General features: G+C 64.5%; 23 protein-coding genes. 14 read left to right on the top strand and 9 right to left on the bottom strand.

Annotated features, from left to right (window positions below; translation table 11 throughout):
* The 4 genes from lptD (at nt 1) to rsmA (ending at nt 5,193) form a co-directional block, all read left to right on the top strand.
* Entirely contained in the window at nt 1-2,298 is a 2,298-nt protein-coding gene (gene lptD, locus IH615_RS03875; protein WP_291359961.1) for an LPS assembly protein LptD, read from the top strand.
* A 98-nt stretch (nt 2,299-2,396) separates the two neighbouring features.
* On the top strand, nt 2,397-3,296 hold the full coding sequence (locus tag IH615_RS03870; protein WP_291359959.1) for a SurA N-terminal domain-containing protein: 900 nt from the start codon (nt 2,397-2,399) through the stop codon (nt 3,294-3,296).
* Between the two features lie 53 nt (nt 3,297-3,349).
* Nucleotides 3,350-4,348: a 4-hydroxythreonine-4-phosphate dehydrogenase PdxA gene (pdxA, locus tag IH615_RS03865; protein ID WP_291359957.1), complete on the top strand. Its 999-nt coding sequence runs from the start codon at nt 3,350-3,352 to the stop codon at nt 4,346-4,348.
* Complete coding sequence (gene rsmA, locus IH615_RS03860; protein ID WP_291359956.1) at nt 4,345-5,193, top strand: 16S rRNA (adenine(1518)-N(6)/adenine(1519)-N(6))-dimethyltransferase RsmA; 849 nt, start codon at nt 4,345-4,347, stop codon at nt 5,191-5,193. Before pdxA ends, rsmA begins: the two co-directional genes overlap by 4 nt.
* Here the strand turns inward: rsmA and IH615_RS03855 are convergent.
* From IH615_RS03855 to fabD, 8 genes are all read right to left on the bottom strand, one after another.
* Entirely contained in the window at nt 5,190-6,431 is a 1,242-nt protein-coding gene (locus IH615_RS03855; protein WP_291359954.1) for an MFS transporter, read from the bottom strand. The genes rsmA and IH615_RS03855 overlap by 4 nt on opposite strands.
* A 34-nt stretch (nt 6,432-6,465) precedes the next feature.
* Entirely contained in the window at nt 6,466-7,104 is a 639-nt protein-coding gene (gmk, locus tag IH615_RS03850) for a guanylate kinase (RefSeq protein ID WP_291359952.1), read from the bottom strand.
* A gap of 9 nt (nt 7,105-7,113) precedes the next feature.
* Nucleotides 7,114-8,004, bottom strand: a complete 891-nt coding sequence (locus IH615_RS03845) for a YicC/YloC family endoribonuclease (RefSeq protein WP_291359950.1) — start codon at nt 8,002-8,004, stop codon at nt 7,114-7,116.
* The gene (gene mltG, locus IH615_RS03840) at nt 8,001-9,095 is read right to left on the bottom strand and encodes an endolytic transglycosylase MltG (RefSeq protein WP_291359948.1); all 1,095 of its coding nucleotides are present in this window, start codon (nt 9,093-9,095) and stop codon (nt 8,001-8,003) included. Before mltG ends, IH615_RS03845 begins: the two co-directional genes overlap by 4 nt.
* Nucleotides 9,096-9,260: 165 nt before the next feature.
* Nucleotides 9,261-10,523, bottom strand: coding sequence for a beta-ketoacyl-ACP synthase II (fabF, locus tag IH615_RS03835; RefSeq protein ID WP_291360118.1), 1,263 nt, complete (start codon nt 10,521-10,523; stop codon nt 9,261-9,263).
* 39 nt (nt 10,524-10,562) lie between these two features.
* Complete coding sequence (locus tag IH615_RS03830) at nt 10,563-10,799, bottom strand: acyl carrier protein (protein WP_035100440.1); 237 nt, start codon at nt 10,797-10,799, stop codon at nt 10,563-10,565.
* A gap of 235 nt (nt 10,800-11,034) precedes the next feature.
* Nucleotides 11,035-11,772 (bottom strand): 3-oxoacyl-[acyl-carrier-protein] reductase, encoded by a 738-nt coding sequence (fabG, locus tag IH615_RS03825; protein WP_291359942.1) that lies wholly within the window; start codon nt 11,770-11,772, stop codon nt 11,035-11,037.
* Between the two features lie 56 nt (nt 11,773-11,828).
* On the bottom strand, nt 11,829-12,779 hold the full coding sequence (fabD, locus tag IH615_RS03820) for an ACP S-malonyltransferase (protein WP_291359940.1): 951 nt from the start codon (nt 12,777-12,779) through the stop codon (nt 11,829-11,831).
* A gap of 228 nt (nt 12,780-13,007) precedes the next feature.
* Between fabD and IH615_RS03815 the strand changes: the two genes are divergently transcribed.
* The 3 genes from IH615_RS03815 (at nt 13,008) to IH615_RS03805 (ending at nt 15,418) form a co-directional block, all read left to right on the top strand.
* Nucleotides 13,008-13,715, top strand: coding sequence for a TetR/AcrR family transcriptional regulator (locus tag IH615_RS03815; protein ID WP_291359938.1), 708 nt, complete (start codon nt 13,008-13,010; stop codon nt 13,713-13,715).
* A 1-nt stretch (nt 13,716) separates the two neighbouring features.
* Complete coding sequence (locus tag IH615_RS03810; RefSeq protein ID WP_291359937.1) at nt 13,717-14,958, top strand: glycosyltransferase; 1,242 nt, start codon at nt 13,717-13,719, stop codon at nt 14,956-14,958.
* 79 nt (nt 14,959-15,037) lie between these two features.
* Nucleotides 15,038-15,418, top strand: a complete 381-nt coding sequence (locus IH615_RS03805) for a VOC family protein (RefSeq protein ID WP_291359935.1) — start codon at nt 15,038-15,040, stop codon at nt 15,416-15,418.
* A gap of 78 nt (nt 15,419-15,496) precedes the next feature.
* Here the strand turns inward: IH615_RS03805 and IH615_RS03800 are convergent, their stop codons facing one another.
* Complete coding sequence (locus tag IH615_RS03800; protein WP_291359933.1) at nt 15,497-15,700, bottom strand: hypothetical protein; 204 nt, start codon at nt 15,698-15,700, stop codon at nt 15,497-15,499.
* Between the two features lie 297 nt (nt 15,701-15,997).
* Here IH615_RS03800 and rpsF point away from each other — a divergent pair, with 297 nt between their 5' ends.
* From rpsF to radA, 7 genes are all read left to right on the top strand, one after another.
* Complete coding sequence (gene rpsF, locus IH615_RS03795; RefSeq protein WP_291359931.1) at nt 15,998-16,417, top strand: 30S ribosomal protein S6; 420 nt, start codon at nt 15,998-16,000, stop codon at nt 16,415-16,417.
* A 24-nt stretch (nt 16,418-16,441) separates the two neighbouring features.
* Entirely contained in the window at nt 16,442-16,690 is a 249-nt protein-coding gene (gene rpsR / locus IH615_RS03790) for a 30S ribosomal protein S18 (RefSeq protein ID WP_092180862.1), read from the top strand.
* A gap of 215 nt (nt 16,691-16,905) precedes the next feature.
* Nucleotides 16,906-17,481 carry a 50S ribosomal protein L9 gene (gene rplI, locus IH615_RS03785; RefSeq protein ID WP_291359930.1) on the top strand — a complete coding sequence of 192 codons (576 nt, stop codon included), beginning with the start codon at nt 16,906-16,908 and terminating at the stop codon, nt 17,479-17,481.
* A gap of 237 nt (nt 17,482-17,718) precedes the next feature.
* Complete coding sequence (locus tag IH615_RS03780) at nt 17,719-19,203, top strand: replicative DNA helicase (RefSeq protein WP_291359928.1); 1,485 nt, start codon at nt 17,719-17,721, stop codon at nt 19,201-19,203.
* Between the two features lie 2 nt (nt 19,204-19,205).
* Complete coding sequence (gene alr, locus IH615_RS03775) at nt 19,206-20,339, top strand: alanine racemase (RefSeq protein WP_291359926.1); 1,134 nt, start codon at nt 19,206-19,208, stop codon at nt 20,337-20,339.
* Between the two features lie 8 nt (nt 20,340-20,347).
* Nucleotides 20,348-20,884, top strand: coding sequence for a DUF1697 domain-containing protein (locus tag IH615_RS03770; RefSeq protein WP_291359924.1), 537 nt, complete (start codon nt 20,348-20,350; stop codon nt 20,882-20,884).
* A gap of 114 nt (nt 20,885-20,998) precedes the next feature.
* Complete coding sequence (gene radA / locus IH615_RS03765; RefSeq protein ID WP_291359922.1) at nt 20,999-22,399, top strand: DNA repair protein RadA; 1,401 nt, start codon at nt 20,999-21,001, stop codon at nt 22,397-22,399.
* Nucleotides 22,400-22,523: the final 124 nt, after the last annotated feature.

The following is a 22,523-nucleotide window of genomic DNA, read 5'->3' as shown; positions in this document are numbered from 1 at the left end:
ATGGCGAAGGCGAAGAGGGGGAAGTCGCCGCGCCGCCTGGCCTGTGCCAGCGCGCTGCTTGCGCTTGCCCTGAGCACCGGCGCATTCGCCCAGGGTCTTGTTCCGGCTGATTTTTTCAACGCACCCATCGACGCTTCAGCACCGGCAGCCGTCGAGGCCAATACGCTGACCTTTGACAGCAGCACCAATATCATTACCGCCACGGGCGACGTGGTGCTGAGCCAGGGCGGCTATACGATGACCGGGCAGAGCCTGGTCTATGATCGCAACAGCCGAGCGCTCAGATTTGTCGGCCAGGTGACGGTGCGCGATCCGTCCGGCAACCTGTCGGAGATGGCCGACCTCGATGTCACCGGCGGGATGAAGCAGGCCTTCGTCAATGCGCTGACCATCACCACCTATGACGGGGCGCGGATCACGGCCGACAGCGTGGACTATGACGCTGCCCTGCAGACCCTGTTGCAGGGCGCCACCTATGCGCCATGCGGGGACTGTATCGACGATGCCGGCCGGCGGATCGGCTGGTCGGTGAGTGCGGCGCGGATCACCTACAATGCCGAGGACGGCTCGGTGGCCCTCGAGCAGCCGACACTGTCGCTGCTGGGTGTCCCGGTGGCCTGGCTGCCCTATCTGTGGCTGCCCGACACCAGCGACCTGGCGCTCGCCAATGTGCGCACCCCGGTTTACAGCTATGGCGAACTCACCGGACATACGCTGGAAGTGCCCTATGCCGCCTATTCCAGCCGCTGGACCGACATCATCCTGACGCCGACTTTCATGACCCGGCAGGGCTTCCTGCTGGGCGCGGAATGGGTGCAGCGGTTCGACAATGGCTCGTTCCAGATCAAGGCATCGGGGCTATATCAGTTCGACAAGGCCGCATTCACCTTCACGGAAGCGCAACGCGACTGGCGGGGCGCAATCCAGACGTCGGGTGAATTCACGCCGATCGCCGACTGGACGATGGGGTGGAGCTACGCGGCCTTCACGGATGCGGCCTATCTGGTCGACTACCGCCTGACCACGGCCAAGTCCTCGATCAACCAAGTCTATGTGACGCATGTTTCCGAAGACACGTATATCGACGCGCGGGTGCAGCAGTTCAACCTGCTGGGCAATGTCACGGCGGCGGATCAGGGCAAGCAGGGCGCGGCCGTGCCTTCGGTGCGCTTCGAGCATGTGGAGGACCTCGGGCCCGGCAATGGGCGGATCGAGATCAGCGCAAAACTGCTCGGCGTGCGCCGCGACCTGGACTCGGTTTCGACCATCAATGGCGTGCCCTATACGTGGGGCTATGCCGGAAACAAGCAGCATCTGAGCCTGCAGGCAGGCTGGCAGACCCAGTGGATCGGCGGACCCGGCTTCGTGGCAACCCCCTATCTGGGCGGCCGGGCCGACGTGGCCTATTACGATGGCGCGAGCGCCCTGCTGCCCGGCGCGACGACGCTGTGGAGCGCGACGCCGATCGCGGCCATGGATGTGCGTTTCCCGCTGGCGGCAAGCGACGGCTCGACCGTGCACCTGATCGAGCCGATTGCGCAGGTGGCCTATCGTGGCTCCAATACCACCAATGTGGGCATTACCAATGACGATGCGCAGAGCTTCGTCTTCGATGACACGAACCTGTTCAGCTATAACCGGTTTTCGGGTAGCGACCGGCAGGAGACCGGCCTGCGCGCCACGATCGGCGGCCGCTACATGGCCAATTTTGCCGATGGTGGCTATGTCGAGCTGATCGCCGGTCAGTCGTTCCAGCTGGCCGGTGCCAATGCCTTTGCGACGCCAGGCCAGGCCAATACTGCGGTGGGCTCCGGCATGAGTGCCACGGCATCCTATGCCGTGCTGGGCGCCTATGGCTCGTTCACGCCGGGCGTGAAATTCGGCGGCAAGCTGCAGGTCGATTCGGCGACGGCGAACGTGATGCGCGCAGGGCTGGGCGGAACCTTCGCCAAGGACGGCTACGGCCTGGCGCTGGACTATACCTACCGGGCCGCCAATCCCGGCCAGGGCATGCTGCTGCCGCAGCACGAAATCGGCGGCGAGGTTACAGTGCCGGTGGCCGAATACTGGTCGATCAAGGCCCATAGCTACTGGGACCTGCAGGCCAATACCTGGCTGCAGGTCGGCGGTGGCGTCGTCTATGACGACGGCTTCCTGGTGATCGGGGCCAATGCGAGCCGGACGGGACCGACGCATACCTCGCCCAATGACACACGGCTGACGGCGACATTCCGCCTCAAGGCACCTGCGGGCTTCAATGTCGGCTATGACGGCGCCGTGCCAACACCCAAGTTCTAGGCGCCAAACCGATTTTGGCCTCAATCATGGGGCAATTGACAGCGCGCTATTCCCGCCTCATTGAGGGCGGGTGGATTGACGCGAGGCGGATATTGACGATGACCAAGACTATTTGGGGGCGCGCTGCCAGCGCCATGATCATGGGCGTGGTCCTGAGCCTCGCTGCGGCGCTGCCGGCGCTGGCGCAGAATGTTCGCGTAACCGTCGACGGAACGCCGATCACCGACCTGCAGATTGCAGCCCGGGTGAAGCTGTTTGCCATTGAAGGCAACAATACCGGTTCGCGCGGCGCGACCGAGCAACTGATCAACGAGGCGCTGCAGATTGCCGAAGCCAAGCGGCTGGGCGTGACGGTGTCCAACGCGCAGATCGACGAGGCGCTGCTGCAGATCGCGCGCAACATGAATGTCAGCCAGGACAAGCTGGTCAGCATGCTGCAGCAGGGCGGCGTCAGCACGGAAACGCTGCGGGACCGCCTGCGGGCGGCCATCGCCTGGAATGCGGTGACCGAGCGGGCGATCATGCCGCAGGTGCAGATTTCCGACCTGGAACTGGACCAGCAGGCCGCAACGCAGGTGCAGGCATTCCAGACCTTCGACTATATTCTCAAGGAAATCATCTTTGTCGGTTCCGGTTCGAGCGGACGCTCCGGCCAGGCCAACAGCTATCGGTCGAAGTTCGCCGGCTGCGATACAGCGGTTGACCTGTCGCTGGCCTATACCGACGCCGCCGTGATCGATGTCGGGCGTCGGCACGCGACGCAGTTGCCGGAGGCCCTTGCCAAGGAACTCGCCGGGCTCAACGTTGGCGGCATCACCAAGCCGCGCGTGGTGGAATCGGGTGTTTCCATGCTGGCCGTCTGCGAGAAGACCCAGGCGGAAGACCTGACCTTCATCAAGGGCGACCTGCGCGCCGAACAGGGCAACGCGGCGCTGGAGGGCGAGGTGGAGAGCTACCTGGCAAACCTGCGCAGCCGCGCCAAGATCATCTACAACTAACTGGATCGGCCCGCCCCTGGCGGGCCCTTCCACTGTTCTCGACGGGGGCCGAGATGGACAAGCCGCTTGCCATCAGCATGGGCGAACCTGCGGGAGTGGGTGCAGACATCATCCTGGCGCTGCATGCGCGGCGGGACGAGCTGGAGCTGCCGCCCTTTTGCGTGTTTGGGCACCTGGAATTCCTCAAGGCGCGAGCTGACCGGCTTGGAATTGCCGTCGAGATCGCCGAGGTCGGCCCCGATGAGGCCAATGACGTTTTCGGCCATGCCCTGCCGGTGGCTGCCATCGAAGGCCTCGTGCCAGACCATCCCGGCCAGACGTCACCGGTTTCGGCCGGCACGGTCATCCGATCCATCGAGGCGGCTGTCGAGGCGACGCTGACCGGGGTCTGCCGGGCGCTGGTAACGGCGCCGATCCACAAGGGTGCGCTCTATCACGCCGGGTTCAAGCATCCCGGACATACCGAATTTCTGGCCGAACTCTGCGCCAATGGCGGCAAGCCGCGCCTGCCGGTGATGATGCTGGCACATGGCGGGTTGCGGGCTGTGCCGGTGACCATCCACGTGCCGATCCGCGACGTGCCGGACCTGCTGACCAAGGAACTGATCGTCGAGACGGTGCGGGTGGTAGCGCATGACCTCAAGCGTCGCTTCGGCATCGCCAACCCGCAGATCGCCGTCGCGGGCCTTAATCCACATGCGGGGGAAGGCGGCGCCATTGGCCGCGAGGAGCTCGAAATCATCGGACCGGCTGTGGCACAACTGCAATTCGAGGGCATTGGGGTCGAAGGCCCCCTGCCCGCCGATACGCTGTTCTACCCGACGCACTGGGCGCGCTTCGACGCCGTTGTGGCGATGTATCACGATCAGGCGCTGATCCCGATCAAGACTGTGGCCTTCGAGGACGCCGTCAACGTGACGCTGGGCCTGCCAATCGTGCGGACTTCGCCTGACCATGGCACGGCATTCGACCTGGCCGGTACCGGGCGCGCCTCGCCGGCAAGTTTTCTGGCGGCCATCCAGATGGCCGATGCCATGACGGCACAAGGATGAGCCAGATCGACAAGCTGCCGCCGCTGCGCGAGGTGATTGCCGAGCATGGGCTGCGCGCCAAGAAGGAACTGGGGCAGAACTTCCTGCTCGACCTCAACCTGACGGCCCGCATTGCCCGCGTGGCGGGCCCGCTGGAAGGCGTACGCGTCATCGAGGTGGGTCCGGGGCCCGGCGGGCTGACGCGGGCACTGCTGGCCGAGGGCGCGCGCGAGGTGATCGCCATCGAGCGGGACGCGCGGGCGCTGCCGGCATTGGCGCAGATTGCCGAGGCCTATCCGGGCCGGCTGACCGTGATCAGCGGCGATGCCATGGAGATGGACTACCGCCTGCTGGCAGACGGGCCGACGCGCATCATCGCCAACCTGCCCTACAATATCGCGACGCCGCTGCTGACCGGCTGGCTGACGCTGGACCCGTGGCCAAGCTTCTTCGAAAGCCTGACGTTGATGTTCCAGCGCGAAGTTGCCGAGCGCATCTGCGCCAAGCCGGGCGAAGACCCTTATGGGCGGCTGGGTGTGCTGGCGGGCTGGCGGACTGACGCGCGGATCGCCTTCAATGTGGGGCGGCAGGCCTTCGTGCCGCCGCCCAATGTGACGTCATCGGTCGTGCATCTGGTACCCAAGGCCGTCGGGGACGACGTGACGGTCAAGAACCTCGAGCACATCACGCGGGCCGCCTTCGGGCAGCGCCGCAAGATGGTGCGTCAGAGCCTCAAGGCCGCGGGCGTGCCGGTGGAGGGGCTGCTGGCGGCGGCAGGCCTCAGGGGTGATGAGCGGGCGGAGGAACTCCCCGTCGAGGCGTTTCTCGCCATGGCACGAGCCCTGCCGGGGCTGCGGGCGGGCTAGACGCCCGCAGGTGGCTCTGCCGGAGCCTCGCGTATGGGCAAGACCGGCAGGGACATCAGCTTGAAGGCGACCAGCAGTGCGGCGACAGCCGCGCCGCCGCTAACCAGCATGACGCCGTTCCAATCCCAAGCCATCCAGGCATAGCCGCCGAGCGTGCCGAGCACCGACGAGCCGAGATAATAGGCGAACAGGTAGATGGCGGAGGCCTGGGCGCGGCCGACCATGGCGCGGCGGGCAACCCAGGCGCTGGCTATGCCGTGGGCGGCGAAGTAGCCGACGGTGGCAATGGCAAGGCCGGCAATGATGACCGGCGTCGAGGGGATGAGCGTGAGGAAGGTGCCTAAGGTCATGACGAGCACCAGGGTCCAGTAGACCTTGCGGCGACCGAGGCGCTGGGCGAGGCCACCGGCCCAGGCCGAGCTTATGCTGCCGAACAGATAGACCACGAAGATCGCTGCAATGGCCGATTGGCTGAGGTCGAACGGCGGCAGGGCGAGGCGAAAGCCGGCATAGTTGTAGAGCGTGACGAAGCTGCCCATGAGCAGGAAAGCCGAGGCAAAGAGCCAAGGCAGGCCCTTGTCGGTGAACTGGACGGCGACGAGACGCGCCAGATCACGCATGCCGAGGCGGGAGCGGGCGGAATTGTGCGGCGTGGGCAGCAGCAGGACCACGGCGAGGGCTGCGGCGGCGATGGCGATGCCCAGCACCAGCAGAGCCGGCCGCCAGCCGATCCAGTCGGCGAGCACCCCCGACACCAGGCGACCAGCCATGCCTCCGATGGCGGTGCCGCCAATATAGAGCCCCATGGAAAAACCCAGGGCTTTCGGGTCCATCTCTTCGGCGAGATAGACCATGGCGACGGCGGGAAGCCCCGACAGGGAAAGCCCCGTTGCGGTGCGGATGGCGATGAGCGACCACCAGTTGGGAGCGAAAGGCAGCAGCAGACCAAGGGTGGCGGTGAGCAGGATGGCCCAGATCATCAGGGTCTTGCGGCCAAGACGGTCTGCCACCCAACTGGCGAGCAGCAATGCGATGGCGAGCGTTGCGGTGGTGCTGGACAGAGCGAGGGAGCTGGTGCCGGCGTCGAGGCCGAACTCGGTCGCAAAAATAGGCAGCAGCGGCTGCACCGAATAGAGCGAAGCGAAGATGGCGAAGGCAGAGAGGAAGAAGGCCGTGTTAGCACGGATGAAGGCCGGGGTGCCGCGGCGGATGGCCGCCGGAACCTGCGCGTCAGCCATGGCCGCTTACCTCGCCCATTGATTCAACTGGCTGTCACAGCGAATCGATCTGGTTCTGCAAGTCCTTGACGAAGTTATCCAATTGGGTGAGCCGAGGCCGGGCAAGGCGGGCGGCTGCGAGGATCGAACGCACCTTCTGGGTGGACGCTTCGAGGTCTTCGTTGATGATGATGTAGTCGTATTCCGAATAGTGCTGCATCTCGATCTTGGCGTTGCGCAGGCGCTTCTCGATGGTGCCGGCGCTGTCCTGGGCGCGACGCTCCAGGCGGGCCCGAAGCTCGCGGATGGTCGGGGGCAGGATGAAGACCGTGACCATGTCCTTGCGGCTCTTCTCGTAGAGCTGCAGCGTGCCCTGATAATCGACGTCGAACAGGATGTCGTTGCCGGCGGCGAGCTGTTCCTCGACCCTGGCGCGGGGCGTGCCGTAGAAGTTGTCGTGGACCTGAGCCCATTCCAGCAATTCGCCGTCGGCCTTCATGCGGTTGAAGGTCGGGACGTCGACGAAGTAGTAGTGCGTGCCCTCCACTTCGTCGCTGCGCCGGGCGCGCGTGGTCACCGACACGGACAGGCGGATATTGGGGTCCTGCTGGAACAGCGAGCGAGAGATGGACGACTTGCCGGCGCCCGAGGGGGAAGCGATGACCAGCATGACGCCGCGACGCTGAAATTCCATCGCCTAATCCTATTCGATGTTCTGCACTTGCTCGCGTAGTTGATCGATCGCCGCCTTGAGGTCAAGGCCGATGGCGGTGAGCTCCACGGCATTGGATTTGCTGCATAGCGTATTGGCCTCGCGGTTGAATTCCTGAGCCAGGAAATCGAGCCGGCGGCCGACGGCACCGCCGCCACGGATGAGCTGGCGGGCCGCCGAGATGTGAGCCGCAAGGCGATCGAGCTCCTCGCGGATATCGGCCTTGGTGGCCAGCAGCAATGCCTCCTGGGCCAGGCGCTCTTCCGGCATGGCGATATCGGCGGCAATATCGGCGACCTGCTGGCGGAGCCTGGCCAGGATAACGTCACGGCCGCGGGCGGGATGGGTCTCGGCGCGCTGGACCAGCGCTTCGATCTCGTCCAGGCGATCGAGCAATACGGCGGCGATCTGGCTGCCCTCCTGCCGGCGAGCCAGCACCAGATCGACCAGCGCCTGGGAGGCGCCGTCGAGAATGGCCGAGGCCAGGGCTTCCTCGGCATCGGGTGACATGGGCCGGTCGCGCTGTTCGAGCACGCCCTTGAGGCCCAAAATGCCATCAAGGCTGGGCGGGGCGGCGGGTATTCTGCCGCTCAACTCGTCAATGGCCGCGAGGACCGTGGCGAGTGCCTGCCGGTTGATCAGCAGGTCGCCCCCTGCCCCGTCGCGCTCTACACTGAGATTGAAGGTCAGCGAACCGCGGGAGACCATCTTGCCGATGAGCTGGCGAATGTCGCTTTCGAGCGCGTCAAAGCCCGGCGCGAGGCGAAGGCGGATGTCGAGGCCGCGGCCGTTAACCGACTTCACCTCGCAAAGGAACGAGGCGCCGGGCACCGCGCCGGCGGCGCGGGCATAGCCGGTCATGCTGGCGAGGGTCTGGCTCACTCAGTGGCCGGCGCGTCGGCTTCGGCTGCCTCTGCATCTTCGAGGGCCTTGCGGGCCGCTTCGGCCTCGTCCTGGATCTCGCGGTAGCGCGCCACGTTTTCCTGATGCTCGGCATAGGTCTCGGCGAAGACGTGACCCTCGCGCGGCGAGGCGCCCTTGGCCACGAAGTAGAGGTAGTCGTGGTCATCAGGATTGGCTACGGCCTTGAGGGCGTCCACACCCGGGTTGGCGATCGGCGTCGGGGGCAGGCCATCGATCTGGTAGGTGTTGTAGGGCGTCTTGGCCTCGATCTCGGAGCGGCGCAGACCGCGGCCGAGCGTGGATTGACCCTTGGTGATGCCATAGATGATGGTCGGGTCCGATTGCAGGCGCATGCCCTCGCGCAGGCGGTTGACGAAGACCGCGGCGACCTGCGGGCGCTCGCTGGCGACGCCGGTTTCCTTTTCGACGATCGAGGCCAGCACCAGCAATTGCTCAGGTGTCTCGATGGGCAGATCGGGCTGGCGAGCTTCCCAGATGGCCGCTAGCTCTGTGTCCATTGCGGCCTGCATCTTGTCGAGCACCGATTGGCGGGTGTCCCCGGGCACATAGTCATAGCTGCCGGGCAGGATCGAGCCTTCGGGCGGCAGGGTGGAGATTTCGCCGGTTATGTTGCTGTCGGCATTGAGACGCTGCACGGCTTCCCACGACGTCCAGCCTTCCGGGATGACGACGGCATAGCGGATCGGATCGCCCTTGATCAGTTCGGTCAGGATATCGGCCATGCTGGCGCCGGCGGGGATGCGGAAATCGCCCTGCTTGATGGTGCCCTCGATATTGGCGAGGCGACTGCCGGCCTGGAAGATGTATTGATTGGTGATGAGCCCCTGCTCTTCGAGCCGCGGGCCGATGGAGGAGAGGCCCGACCCGGCCTCGACGCGGAAGGTGGTTTCCTCGGTCAGCGGGCCTTCGCCATAGAACTGGGATGCGCCGTAGAGCACGATGCCGCCAGCCACCAGCAGGCCGATGACCAGCAGCGTCAACAAGCCATTGAGGATGTCAACGAAGCCGTTGCTCGAACGGCGGCGGCGCCGGACCTTGCGATCATTCATCGTGCTGAATCACCCTCGACGCCCGTGCGCATGACAATGCTCCGGGTCTTGTTCACTTGTTTTTCGGCAGCCATGTGGCCGCAGGCATGTTCTCATGCCCGGTAGCAAAGGCAAGAGGCACATCGCGCGTCGACGCGATGTGCCTCCATTTGAGCCGTGGAAAAGTCAGCTGACCTTGCGCATCACCAGGGTCGCATTGGTGCCGCCAAAGCCGAAGCTGTTGGAAAGCGCCACGTTGATCTCCTTCTTGAATGCCGTCTTGGGCACCAGGTTGATCACCGTTTCGACCGATGGATTATCGAGATTGAGCGTGGGCGGCGCAATATTGTCGCGCATTGCCAGCAGGCAGAAAATGGCTTCCACCGAGCCGGCGGCCCCCAGCAGGTGGCCGATGGCCGACTTGGTGGAACTCATGACGGACTTCGACGCATGGTCGCCCAGGACGCGGGTGACCGCGCCCAGTTCGATCTCGTCGCCCAGCGGCGTCGAGGTGCCGTGGGCGTTGATATAGTCGATCTCGGAGGCACTGATGCCGGCGCGCTTGATCGCCGCGCTCATGGCGCGGAAACCGCCGTCGCCGTCGGGGGACGGCGCCGTGATGTGATAGGCATCGCCGGAAAGGCCGTAGCCGATGATTTCGCCATAGATCTTGGCGCCGCGCGCCTTGGCGCGCTCATAATCCTCGAGCACCACGATGCCGGCGCCTTCGCCCATGACGAAGCCATCGCGATCCTTGTCATAGGGGCGCGAGGCGGCGGTGGGATTGTCGTTGAAATTGGTCGAGAGGGCACGGGCAGCGGCGAAGCCGGCCAATGCCAGGCGGTTGACGCAGCTTTCGGCGCCACCTGCCACCATCACATCGGCATCGCCGAGCGCGATCAGCCGGGCCGCATCGCCAATGGCATGGGCTCCGGTGGAGCAGGCGGTAACGACCGAGTGGTTCGGGCCCTTGAGCCCGAAGCGGATCGATACGTAACCGGAAGCGAGATTGATCAGCCGTCCTGGAATGAAGAACGGGCTGATGCGGCGCGGACCCTTTTCATGCAGCGTGATGGAGGCATCGTAGATGCCGCCAACGCCACCGATGCCCGAGCCGATCAGAACGCCGATGCGTTCCTGCTCCTGGGCAGTCCTCGGCTCGACCCCGGCATCGTCGATGGCCTGCTTGGAAGCGGCCATGGCATAGACGATGAAGGGATCGACCTTGCGCTGTTCCTTGGAGTCCATCCACTCATCGGGATTGTACTTGCCGTCGGCGGCGTCGCCGAGCGGCAAGCGATGAGCGATTTGGCAGGCAATATCATCGACCTCGAAGTCGTCGATCCTGACGGCGCCACTCTTTCCGGCCAGGATATTGGCCCAAGTGGCTTCAACTCCGCAGCCGAGAGGCGTGACAAGACCCATCCCGGTGACGACGACGCGGCGCAATTCCATACTGTACTGCCTATCTCGGCCAAGCCGCGGGGCTTAGCCGACGGCCTTGGTGAGGAAGGAGACGGCGTCGCCGAAAGTCTGGATCGACTCGGCAGCGTCATCAGGAATCTCGACCGAGAATTCTTCTTCGAAGGCCATTACCAGTTCGACCTGGTCAAGGGAGTCCGCACCCAGATCGTCGATGAAGCTGGCCTTTTCGACAACCTTCTCGGCATCCACATTGAGGTGTTCCACAACGATCTTGCGGACCCGATCAGCGACATCGCTCATATTTGACTTCCCTTTTCGAAATCGAGGTTTCGTTTCGCTTCTTATTGGCGCAGTGCCAAATCTTCAAGCACCGTGTTGGCTGACTAATAGGCAATGTAGGCGCGCTTTCCAGCGCCCGCAAGGCGGTCCACCACGGGTGTCAGCGGCGGCGAGTATCACACTTGATGGACGTTCGCCAGCAGCCAGCATTCCGGTTTTCAACGGCTTTCGCGCCCTTTTTGTTGCGCGGCAGCACTTAGATCATCGCCATACCGCCGTTGACGTTGAGCGTATGGCCCGTGATGTAGCCGGCCGCGTCGCTGGCGAGGAAAACGGCGCAGGCCGCGACTTCCTGTGCCGTGCCCAGCCGATTGGCCGGAATCGTCGACAGGATCGACTCACGCTGCTTGTCGTTGAGCTCGTCGGTCATAGCCGAGGCGATGAAGCCCGGAGCGATGGAATTAACGGTGATGTTGCGGCTGGCGACTTCGTGGGCCAGCGCCTTGTTCATGCCGATCAGGCCGGCCTTGGAGGCGGCATAGTTGCCCTGCCCCGGATTGCCCATGACGCCCACGACCGAGGAAATGCCGATGATACGGCCGAAGCGCTGCTTCATCATCCCGCGCAGCACGGCGCGGTTGAGATGGAAGGCGGCGGTGAGGTTGACGGCGATGACCTCGTCCCATTCCTCGTCCTTCATGCGCATGAAGAGGTTGTCTCGCGTCATGCCGGCATTGTTGACCAGGATATCGAGCCCGCCCATGGCCGCTTCGGCCGACGGAACGAGCTTGTCGACCTCGTCGAGCTTGCTGAGATTGGCGGGCAGGATCGGGCAATCCTTGCCGATTTCCCTGGCCGTATCCTCGAGGGCACCGACGCGGGTGCCTGACAGGGCGACGGTGGCGCCAGCGGCGGCCAGCGCCTTGGCGATCTCGCGGCCGATACCGCCGCTGGCACCGGTGACCAGGGCACGTTTGCCAGTCAGATCAAACATTTAGTCCTCCCTTGCGGAGATAGTGATTCAAACCCTTGATGGATTGATTCAGGGTGTTACGCCAAGAGTTCGGCCACGAAGGCGTCGATGTCGGCGGGCGAGCCGACTGCCGTGGCGACGGCCTCGGCATTGATGCGTTTGGCCAGTCCCGTCAGGACCTTGCCCGTGCCAAGTTCAGCCAGATGGGTAACGCCGCCGGCACCGGTGAGCCAAGTAACGCTCTCGGTCCAGCGGACGACGCCAGTGACCTGCTCGACGAGGCGCTGGCGAATCTCGGCCGGATCGGAAATCGGGGCGGCCAGCACATTGGCGACCAGCGGCACGACCGGCGCCTGCATGGTGACCTCGGCAAGTGCGGCGGCCATCGCATCAGCAGCAGGCTGCATCAGCGCGCAATGGAACGGGGCGCTGACAGGCAGCAGCAGAGCGCGCTTAGCGCCCTTGGCCTTGGCGATTTCGACGGCCCGCTCGACGGCAGCGGTGGCGCCGGAGACGACGACCTGGCCGGGAGCATTGTCATTGGCAACGTCGCACACATCGCCCTGGGCGGCCTCAGCAGCGACTTCCTGCGCGGTGGCGACATCGAGCCCCAGCAGCGCGGCCATGGTGCCATGACCGACGGGGACGGCCTTCTGCATGGCCTGGCCGCGCGTCTTGAGCAGACGGGCCGCATCGGACAGCGAGAACGTACCGGCGGCGCAGAGAGCCGAATATTCACCGAGCGAGTGACCAGCCACATAGGCGGCATGGTCGGCGACGCGGATGCCCTTTGATTCGAGCACGCGGATGACCGCGAGGCTGACAGCCATCAGGGCCGGCTGGGCATTCTCGGTCAGGCGCAGAATGTCCTCGGAGCCTTCGAACATGGTGGCCGAGAGGCGCTGGCCGAGGGCCTCGTCGACTTCCTGGAACACCGCGCGGGCTTCCGGATAGGCGGCGGCGAGATCCTTGCCCATGCCGACGGCCTGGCTGCCCTGCCCGGGAAAGGTGAATGCGCGCTTGGTCATGATGGCCCCCTTGCAACTCAGTTAGACAATCCGTGAGGCGGCTGTCCAGTTGCGCGGCGTTTGGCCGGTGTCTGTGGCGGAGTCAAGGCATGGCCGACGGCAGGTGTGGTTTTGCCCCGCTTGCGCGCCGCGACCGACAGGTGGAAACAGCCAGCGACTTTACAGACTGACCGTCAGTCAGTAATGGTGGCGCGGTGAAGGAACCGACTGAATCGGAGGGCGGAAGCCGTGCCCCGCATCATCAAGCAGCCCGCCGTCCGCCGCGCCGAACTCATCGCTGCGGCGCAGGTCCTGTTCTTCGAACGGGGCTACGAGAAGACAAGCGTGGAGGAAATTATTGGGCGCGCCGGGCTCTCAAAAGGGGCGTTCTATTACTATTTTCCCTCCAAGGAGGCTGTGCTCGCGGCTCTTGCCGAGCAGATGGCGCAGGAGTCTGCAGCGCAAACGCAGGCCATTGTCGCCGACCAGACGCTCAACGGCTATGAGCGGCTGAATCTCTTCTTCAAACACAGCCGGCGCCTGAAAATAGAGCGGGCGTCCGAAGCGCTGGCCTTGTTCGAGGCGCTGTTCCGACCCGAGAATATTGCGCTCTATCACCAGGTCCTCATGCGCATGAGCCGTGTGCTGGTCCCTGTGGTCGCCGACATATTGCAGCAGGGCATGGATGACGGCAGTTTCCTGCCTGCGGACGCGCAGGCCATGGCAGAAATCCTGATTGGGCTTACCGCAACCACGCATGACACGGTTGCCGCACTGATGGACGCCAAGTCCGAAGCGGCGTTCCAGATTGCCGTGGCGGCGTTTCAGCGACGCTGGACGACCCAGGGCATTGTCGCCGACCGCATCCTCGGCCTGCCGGAGGGCAGCATCCAGTTCATCGAACCTGGCTTTGCCGAGGCGTTCTTTGCCGGCTGGCGGCAGCGGAAGGCAAGCTGAGATGCGCTTTGCCATCCATACGCTGGGAACGCGCGGCGACATGCAGCCATACCTGGCGCTGGCGCGTGGGCTGCGCGGTCGGGGGCACGAAGTGCTGGTCGTAGCGCCGGTGCAGTTTGCGGCTATGGCCCAGGCCGAAGGCATCGGCTCTGCTGCATTGCCGGGGGCGTTTCTCGACCTGCTGGACTCGCAGGAGGCCAAGGACGCCATCGGCAAATCCGGGGCGGGTTTCGGCGCCGGGTTCAAGCTGCTCAAGCACTATCGAGCATTGATGGGTGAATTGCTGGATGCTGAATGGGCGGCGGCTAGCGAATTCAGGCCCGACGCGATCCTCTACCACCCCAAGGCACTGGGGGCGCCGCATATTGCGGCCAGACTGGGGGCGGCGCGGCTGCTGGCCTCTCCCCTGCCCGGCTTCACGCCAACCGCAGCCTTCCCCACGCCGATCCTGCCATTTGCCAATCTGGGGCCACTCAACCGGCCAAGCCATGCATTGATGATCCATGGCGGCAATGCGTTGTTTTCGAGCACGGTCGGCGCCTGGCGCGAAACCACGCTCGGCCTGCCCAGGAAGGGGACGCTGCCGCTTCTGACCGGAACCCTCTACGCCTATAGCCAGCATGTCCTGCCCAGGCCGGATGACTGGGGGACCGATGTTGATGTCACCGGCTACTGGTTTCTCGACAGCCTGGACTGGAAGCCTGATGCAGAACTAGCCGCTTTCCTCGCCGCAGGCGACGCGCCCGTCTATGTCGGGTTCGGCAGCATGCCGGGTGTGGCGCCCGAGCAATTGACGGCAATGGTGGTCGAGGGCCTGCGGCAGGCGGGCAAGCGCGGGCTGATCGCCACGGCGGGTGGCGCCCTGCAACGGCTGGAGGGGCTGGCAGACATGCACTTCATTGCCGGCGCACCACATGACCGCCTGTTTCCGCTGATGCAGGCAACGCTGCATCATGGAGGCGCCGGAACGACGGGAGCGGCCTTGCGCGCCGGCAAGCCCACCGCGATCGTGCCATTCATTGGGGACCAGCCATTCTGGGCACGGCGCGTCACGGAGCTCGGCGTCGGTCCGTCGGCGCTGGACAAGCGCAAGATGACTGTGGACGACCTTGCCGGCGCGTTTCGGGCCATGGAGGCACCGACCATGCGACAGCGAGCTGCCGAGCTTGGAGCCGCCATCCGCAGCGAGCGCGGCGTGGAGGATGCGATGGACTTCATCGAACGTCGGATGATGGGCCGGTAGAGGGCTCTTTGCGTTTTACACGCGCCCGGCGGAGGCGTATTTTCCCGGATGTGACAGGCTCTCAGAAAGGGAGGAAGTTATGCTCACAGATCATCGTGCCTACGCAACCATCCCGGCTGCAGACATGAACCGTGCAAAATCCTGGTATCGCGACAAGCTCGGCCTCACCCCGGCAATGGAAGACGAGATGGGCTGCATGTACAAGCTCGGCGGCGGCACCAGCTTCCTGCTGTATCCCACGCCCAATGCGGGCAAGGCGCCCAATACGCTGCTGTCCTTCGCCACCGACGACGTGGAGGCCGAAGTGCAGGACCTGCGCCGGCATGGCGTGAAGTTCGAGGACTACGACATGCCTGGTCTCAAGACCGTCAACGGCATCGCAACGATGGGGCAGTTCCACGCCGCCTGGTTCAAGGATTCCGAAGGCAATATCCTGGCCGTCGGCGACGAGCCGAACTGATCCACCAGCACCAGTGAGCCGGGCTAGCGTGCCACCTGCCCGGCTTTCGTTCGCCAGACCAAACCCGGGCGCAGGACTTCAGTGCTGTACGCCAGATGCAAGACCCGGCGCGTCCGCCGGCAGCGTGTAGCCATGGCTGTCGAGCAAGGCCTGAATGGATGGCGTGACCTTGCGGCAGCCGCAGTTGAGCGCGTGGCCGTAGTGCCACTCGGCGCGCTGCTGTTCGGACGGGTTGTCCGGCATCTTGTGGGCCTCGTGCCAGGAGACGTTGATCTTGCCCATTCGGCGTCCTTTCGGCGATGTGTCGCGATGTTAACGCGCCCTGCTCCTCGCGGCTTGCGCCAGATCAATTGCCGCTCGCGCTTGCCTTTGCCGGCAGTTTGACCTATAGCCGCGCCAGCAATTCGTTTGGCCGGGGGCTGAACGGAGGGTTTGTCGTTTGAATGAACGATGAATAGGGCAATTGCCCGGCCTCCCGTGTTCCCGCTCTTTGCAAGACTGCTTTGATGCCCTTTCCGGCTTCAAGGAGGCTCCGCGCCAGGCATTGCTGTGTTTGAAACCACGAAGGAAGGCGCATTCATGGCCCTCTACGAACATATCTACCTGGCTCGCCAGGACGTTTCCCAGCAGCAGGTCGAGGAACTGACCGCTGCGCTGACCGAAGTCCTCGCCAATGGCGGCGGCAAGGTTACCAAGAACGAATATTGGGGCCTCAAGGGTCTCTCCTACCGCATCCGCAAGAACCGCAAGGCGCACTACACCCTGCTGAACATCGACGCAGCGCCCCAGGCCGTTGCCGAAATGGAACGCCAGATGCGCATCAACGAAGACATCCTGCGCTTCATGACCGTCCGCGTGGACGAGCTGGAAGAAGGCCCGTCGGCGATGATGCAGAAGCGCGATCGCGACGACCGTGATGGCGACCGCGCAGGCGGGCGTCCGGATCGCGGCGGCGACCGTGGTGGCTTCGGCGGCGAACGCCGTCCGCGTCGTTTCTAATTCAAGGACATAAAAGCTATGGCAATCAAAGACCTTACCACCGCCCAGGCCCGCCGTCCGTTCCAGCGTCGCCGCAAGACCTGCCCGTTCTCGGGCGAAGGCGCGCCAAAGATCGACTACAAGGACGTGCGCCTGCTCAGCCGCTACGTTTCGGAGCGCGGCAAGATCGTGCCGAGCCGCATCACGGCCGTTTCGGCCAAGAAGCAGCGTGAACTGGCCCAGGCCATCAAGCGCGCCCGCTTCATCGGCATCATGCCCTACGCCGTGCAGTAAGCTCGCATAGCCCCAACTCGTCATTGCCCGGCTTGTCCGGGCAATCCACGGGCTCGGAGCCAAGAATGGACCACCCGGACAAGCCGGGTGGTGACGGTGGAACGAGGTGCAGCGCGCCACACCACCATGCCCCTCAGGCAAAAAATCGCTGGGGAAGCGGATGGTCCGCTTCTCCTAACCGTCCATGAGACGGGACAGCCACAAGGAATTTCGAAATGAAAGTCATTCTCCTCGAGCGCGTGGGCCGTACCGGCTCGATCGGCGACGAAGTTGCAGTCAAGGACGGGTTCGCCCGTAACTACCTGCTGCCGCAGGGCAAGGCGCTCCGCGCCACCGAAGCCAACCGCAAGAAGTTCGAAGCCGAGCGCGCTCACATCGAGAAGCGCAACGACGATCGCCGCAACGAAGCTGCCGGCATTGCCGAAGGCCTCAATGGCCGCGAAGTCGTGATCATCCGCCAGGCCGGCGAAACCGGCCAGCTCTACGGCTCGGTCGCCTCGCGCGACGTCGTGGAAGCCCTGGCCGCCGATGGTTTCACCATCCAGCGCTCGCAGGTCGACCTCGCCGATCCGATCAAGTCGGTTGGCGTCCACACCGTCGCGCTGAACCTGCATGCCGAAGTCGCCGTGTCGATCACCGTCAACGTCGCTCGCTCGACCGACGAGGCCGCGCGCCAGAGCGCCGGTGAAGACGTCACGGTCACCCAGTATGACGACGACGTCGAAGGCGACTTCGCTGCCGGCCAGCAGGATGCCCGCCAGGACGACCGCTTCGACGACGAAGCCGTCTGAGCCATCCCGTTACTGGATTGAAGAGGCCGGGCCCTGTGCCCGGCCTTTTTTGTTTGGGTGAGCCGGCGACTCGCGCCATTCTCCTGCCTTGCTGACATGCAAGGTCAGGCTGTCACATTCCCCGTTGTCCACAGTGTTCACAGGGGCCGGTCAGCTGACGTTAACTACCGGGCGGATAGGCCAAGACTCTGGCCCGCGTCGCGTGGTTAAGAAAGGTTAACGGTTCCCAGAGGCATCATGGCAGAGATCGCGCGGCTCCATCCGGCCGAAGACAAATCATTTCGTCTGGCCCCTCACAACGTTGAGGCGGAGCAGGCGCTGCTGGGCGCGATTCTGCTGAACAACGACGCCTTCTACCGGGTGTCCGATTTCCTCGAGCCGGTGCATTTCTACGAGCCCATCCACCGCGATATCTACGAGCTGGCGGGCAAGATCATCCGCGCCGGCAAATCGGCCGATCCGACCACGATCAAGACCCACCTGCCCGACCAGTTGCTGCCCGATGTCACCATGGCGCAATATCTGGCGCGACTGGCGGCTGAAGCCACCACCGTGCTCAACGCGGCCGATTACGGGCAGGCCATCTACGATCTGGCCATCCGCCGCAACCTGATCCTCGTCGGCGAGGAAATGGTGCAGGTCGCCTATGAATCCGACGTCGAGATGACGCCGGTCAAGCAGATCGAGAAGGTTGAAGGCGAGCTGTTCCAGCTGGCCGAAAAAGGCCGCTACGATGGCGGTTTCCAGAATTTTTCCAGCGCCCTTAGTGCCTCGATCCAGATGGCCGGCGAAGCCTATCAGCGCGATGGCGGCCTTTCGGGTGTCGCCACGCTGCTTGACGACCTCGACCGGCAGATGGGCGGGTTGCAGAAGTCGGACTTGATCATCCTGGCCGGCCGCCCCGCCATGGGCAAGACGTCGCTGGCCACCAATATCGCGTTCAATGTCGCCAAATCCTGGAAGGGGGAGGTGACGCCGGACGGGCACAACAAGACCGTCAATGGTGGCATTGTTGGCTTCTTCAGCCTGGAAATGAGCTCCGAGCAGCTCGCGACACGAATTCTGGCAGAACAGGCCGAGATTTCTTCTTCCGATATCCGGCGTGGCCGCATCCACGACAGCCAGTTCTCCAAGCTGGTCGACGTCTCCAACATGATGAGCAAGCTGCCACTCTATATCGACGATACCGGCGGCATCAGCGTGGCGCAGCTGGCGGCCCGTGCACGACGGCTGAAGCGGCAGAAGGGCCTGGATTTCCTGGTCATCGACTACCTGCAACTGCTGAGCGGCTCGTCCAAGGCTTCGAGCCAGAACCGCGTGCAGGAGCTGACCGAAATCACCACCACGCTCAAGGCCCTGGCCAAGGAACTGGAAGTGCCCATTGTGGCGCTATCCCAGCTGTCGCGTCAGGTGGAAGCGCGCGACGACAAGCATCCGCAACTGGCAGACTTGCGCGAATCGGGCTCTATCGAGCAGGACGCCGACGTGGTGCTTTTCGTTTATCGCGAAGAGTACTATCTCAAGAACAAGGAGCCCAAAGAGGGCACGCCAGAGCACATGACCTGGCAAGGGGAAATGGAAAAGGTGCACGGCAAGGCCGAAGTCATCATCGCCAAGCAGCGCCACGGCCCCACCGGCACCGTGCAGCTGAGCTTTGAGGCGCAGTTCACGCGCTTCGGCAACCTCGCACGCGCCGAATACCTCCCCGAGCGCATGGAATAGGCATGGCGCTGACGTCCGGCCTCGGGGGGCAACTCAGTATCGATCTCGGGGCTCTGGCCCGGAACTGGCGGGCCCTGGACAAGGTGAGCGCCGGAGCGCTGACAGGTGCCGTGGTCAAGGCCGACGCCTATGGCACCGGCATCACCATGGCATCAAAGGCCCTGCATGCTGCCGGCGCGCGCTTCTTCTTCACCGCGACGCCCGACGAAGGCATGGCGGTGCGCGCGGCGGTGCCCGATGCCCACATCTTCATTCTCAACGGGCTCTATCCGGGCGCGGCCAACCTCTATATCCGGCAAAACCTGATGCCGATCATCTCCTCGATGGCGATGCTGGAGGAATGGCTGGCCAAGTGCCTTGAGCGCAACGAGGCCTATCCTTCCGCCTTCCACTTCGACACCGGCATGAACCGGCTGGGCTTCCGCCTCAACGAGGCGACCCTAGTGCGCGACCGTATCCAGGCCCTCGGCTATGCGCCGCAGATGGTGATGAGCCACCTGGCCTGTGCCGACCAGCCCAGCCATGAGAAGAACCGGACGCAACTGGCGCTGTTCGGCTCGGTGATGACCCAGTTCCCCGGCATTCCGGCCTCGCTTGCCAATTCGGCCGGGATGATGACCGGCCGGGACTATCATTTCCAGATGGTGCGCCCGGGCATCGCCCTCTATGGCGGGCGAGCCGTGAATGGCCGCAAGAACCCGATGGCGCCGGTGGTGACGCTGCATGTACCGATCGTGCAGGTGAAGGAAGCGCGCACCGGGGAAACCGTGGGCTATGGCGCCAGCCATGCCCTGTCGCGCGACAGCCGGCTGGCCATCCTGTCCCACGGCTATGCCGACGGCTTCCTGCGCTCGCTCTCGGCCAGCAATACCCGGCCGGGCGGCAAGGTGGTGATCCGCGGCAAGGTGTGCCCGGTGATCGGAAAGGTGTCGATGGACCAGGTGACGGTGGACATTACCGAACTGGGGCCGGACAACATCCCCAATCCCGGCGAAGGCGCCGAAGTGCTGGGTAACCTGCTGGGCGTGGATGACCTGGCCGATGCTGGCGGCACGATCGGCTACGAAATCCTGACCTCGCTCAAGGGGCGGTACAGCCGGAACTATGTCGGCGACGGAAACCTGCCGCCGGGGTAGCTTTGGCAATGACCACCTACGTCGTTCTGCTCCGCGCCATCGGCCCGATAACGCACAAGATCATGTCGATGGCGCAGTGGCGCGAGGCGGTCACCGCTGCTGGATTCATCAACCCTGAAACCTATGTCGCCACGGGCAATATGATCGTCGAGAGCGAGCTTGGCATCGCCGACGTGTCGGGCAGGATGAACGAAATCGTCATCGGACTTGGCCTCGGGCCGGGCAATACGGCCGTCGTCCGCACAGCGCGGCAAATGCAGCGATTGCTCGCCGCCAACCCGCTGCCCGACGCTGCCGTCGCCAACCCGCAGGCGCTCGCCGTGTATTTCTTCGCCAAAGCGCGACCGGACTTCGGGTGGATCGGCGACTATGCGGGGCCGGAGACGATCCATGTCGAGGGCACGCATCTGATCGTTGACTATATCACCCCGGTATCGTCGTCGCGCCTGCCCGTCATCATCGAAAAGAAATCGGGCACAGTGACCGCCCGCAACTGGAACACTGTGCGCGGACTGGCGGAGAAAGCCGCGGCGCGCGTAGGCTAGCGCCCGTCTTCACCTCATACCGCGGCGGAGGCAGGAGCGGGAGGTTCTCTTTTTGTTCTTGAACCCCTGCCCCGCCTCAACTACACAGAGGTGAGTCTCCCACGAGTGTCCGCCTTGGCCAAATCCAAATCCTCTTTTATCTGCCAGGCCTGTGGTGCGGTCACCATGCAGTGGCAGGGGCGCTGTGACGCCTGCGGCGACTGGAACACCATTGTCGAGGAAATCACCGATAGCGGTGTTGGCGCGGGGCCCAAATCTGCCAAGGCCAATGGCCGTCCGACCAATTTGGTGCCGCTCTCGGGCGAGACCGAGAGCGCCGCGCGCGTTGTTACCGGCCTCAGCGAACTCGACCGGGTGACCGGCGGCGGGTTCGTCAAGGGCTCGGCCCTGCTGGTGGGTGGCGATCCGGGGATCGGCAAATCGACGCTGCTGCTGCAATCGGCGGCCGCCCTGGCCAACAAGGGCAAGCGGGTCGTCTATGTCTCGGGCGAAGAGGCGGTGGCGCAGGTGCGGCTTCGGGCGCAGCGGCTGGGGCTGGGCGAAGCCAATGTGATGCTGGCGGCAGAGACCAATGTGGAGATCATTCTCGCCACGCTCGAGAACGGCCCTGCCCCGGACCTCGTGATCATCGATTCCATCCAGACGCTGTGGACCGACCGGGTGGACAGCGCGCCCGGCACGGTGACGCAGGTGCGCACCTCGGCACAGGCGCTGACGCGCTTTGCCAAGAAGAGTGGCGCGGCCGTGGTGCTGGTGGGACATGTGACCAAGGACGGGCAGATCGCCGGGCCACGCGTGGTCGAGCACATGGTGGACGCCGTGCTCTATTTCGAGGGCGATGCCAGCCATACCTTCCGCATCCTGCGCGGCGTCAAGAACCGCTATGGCGCTACCGACGAGATCGGCGTCTTCGCCATGACCGAACTGGGGCTCGAACAGGTCGCCAACCCCTCGGCGCTGTTTCTCGACCAGCGCGACGAAGGCGCGGCCGGCTCGGCGGTGTTTGCCGGCATGGAGGGGACCCGTCCCCTGCTCATCGAAATCCAGGCGCTGGTGGCGCCCTCTCCCCTGGGCACGCCGCGGCGCGCCGTGGTGGGCTGGGATAGCTCGCGCCTCTCGATGGTGCTGGCCGTGCTCGAAACGCGCTGCGGCGTCCGGATCGGCGCCAACGACATCTATCTCAACGTGGCGGGCGGGCTGAAGATCAACGAGCCGGCAGCAGACCTGGCGGTGGCGGCGGCGCTGATCTCGTCGCTGTCCAATTCGCCGCTGCCGACCGATGCGGTCTATTTCGGCGAGATTTCGCTGGCGGGCGGTATCCGGCCGGTGGCGCATGGCTCGCTGCGGCTGCGCGAGGCGCAGAAGCTGGGGTTCAAATCGGTGTCGACGGGCCGGCTGGGCACGGCGGACCGGACGTCGGGGCTCGACGTCTCCGAGTTCAGCACCCTGTCCGAACTGGTGGGGCGGATAGCGGCGGCCGGGACGCCCCGCGAGCCGGAACGGGACGAATGGTAGGCGGCCCCTTCCTCCAACCCCATCCATAGCTCCGCCGTCATTGCCCGGCTTGTCCGGGCAATCCACCGCCTCCACTCATGCCGAGAGATGGATCACCCGGACAAGCCGGGTGATGACGATGACG

It is taken from the genome of Devosia sp. (assembly GCF_014860165.1).
Classification (GTDB): domain Bacteria; phylum Pseudomonadota; class Alphaproteobacteria; order Rhizobiales; family Devosiaceae; genus Devosia.
Note: the sequence above shows the minus strand (reverse complement) of the source record. Positions and strands in the feature narration are given on the sequence as shown.

Excerpts from the sequence above, each read along its gene's own strand:
- fabG (WP_291359942.1), bottom strand. The coding sequence starts at position 11,772 with ATGTTTGATCTGACTGGCAAACGTGCCCTGGTCACCGGTGCCAGCGGC.
- gmk (WP_291359952.1), bottom strand. The coding sequence starts at position 7,104 with ATGGAATTTCAGCGTCGCGGCGTCATGCTGGTCATCGCTTCCCCCTCG.
- IH615_RS03780 (WP_291359928.1), top strand. The coding sequence starts at position 17,719 with ATGGCAGAGATCGCGCGGCTCCATCCGGCCGAAGACAAATCATTTCGT.
- IH615_RS03830 (WP_035100440.1), bottom strand. The coding sequence starts at position 10,799 with ATGAGCGATGTCGCTGATCGGGTCCGCAAGATCGTTGTGGAACACCTC.
- rplI (WP_291359930.1), top strand. The coding sequence starts at position 16,906 with ATGAAAGTCATTCTCCTCGAGCGCGTGGGCCGTACCGGCTCGATCGGC.
- IH615_RS03770 (WP_291359924.1), top strand. The coding sequence starts at position 20,348 with ATGACCACCTACGTCGTTCTGCTCCGCGCCATCGGCCCGATAACGCAC.
- rsmA (WP_291359956.1), top strand. The coding sequence starts at position 4,345 with ATGAGCCAGATCGACAAGCTGCCGCCGCTGCGCGAGGTGATTGCCGAG.
- alr (WP_291359926.1), top strand. The coding sequence starts at position 19,206 with ATGGCGCTGACGTCCGGCCTCGGGGGGCAACTCAGTATCGATCTCGGG.
- IH615_RS03870 (WP_291359959.1), top strand. The coding sequence starts at position 2,397 with ATGACCAAGACTATTTGGGGGCGCGCTGCCAGCGCCATGATCATGGGC.
- IH615_RS03800 (WP_291359933.1), bottom strand. The coding sequence starts at position 15,700 with ATGGGCAAGATCAACGTCTCCTGGCACGAGGCCCACAAGATGCCGGAC.
- mltG (WP_291359948.1), bottom strand. The coding sequence starts at position 9,095 with ATGAATGATCGCAAGGTCCGGCGCCGCCGCCGTTCGAGCAACGGCTTC.
- IH615_RS03805 (WP_291359935.1), top strand. The coding sequence starts at position 15,038 with ATGCTCACAGATCATCGTGCCTACGCAACCATCCCGGCTGCAGACATG.
- pdxA (WP_291359957.1), top strand. The coding sequence starts at position 3,350 with ATGGACAAGCCGCTTGCCATCAGCATGGGCGAACCTGCGGGAGTGGGT.
- IH615_RS03810 (WP_291359937.1), top strand. The coding sequence starts at position 13,717 with ATGCGCTTTGCCATCCATACGCTGGGAACGCGCGGCGACATGCAGCCA.
- IH615_RS03855 (WP_291359954.1), bottom strand. The coding sequence starts at position 6,431 with ATGGCTGACGCGCAGGTTCCGGCGGCCATCCGCCGCGGCACCCCGGCC.
- lptD (WP_291359961.1), top strand. The coding sequence starts at position 1 with ATGGCGAAGGCGAAGAGGGGGAAGTCGCCGCGCCGCCTGGCCTGTGCC.
- fabD (WP_291359940.1), bottom strand. The coding sequence starts at position 12,779 with ATGACCAAGCGCGCATTCACCTTTCCCGGGCAGGGCAGCCAGGCCGTC.
- rpsF (WP_291359931.1), top strand. The coding sequence starts at position 15,998 with ATGGCCCTCTACGAACATATCTACCTGGCTCGCCAGGACGTTTCCCAG.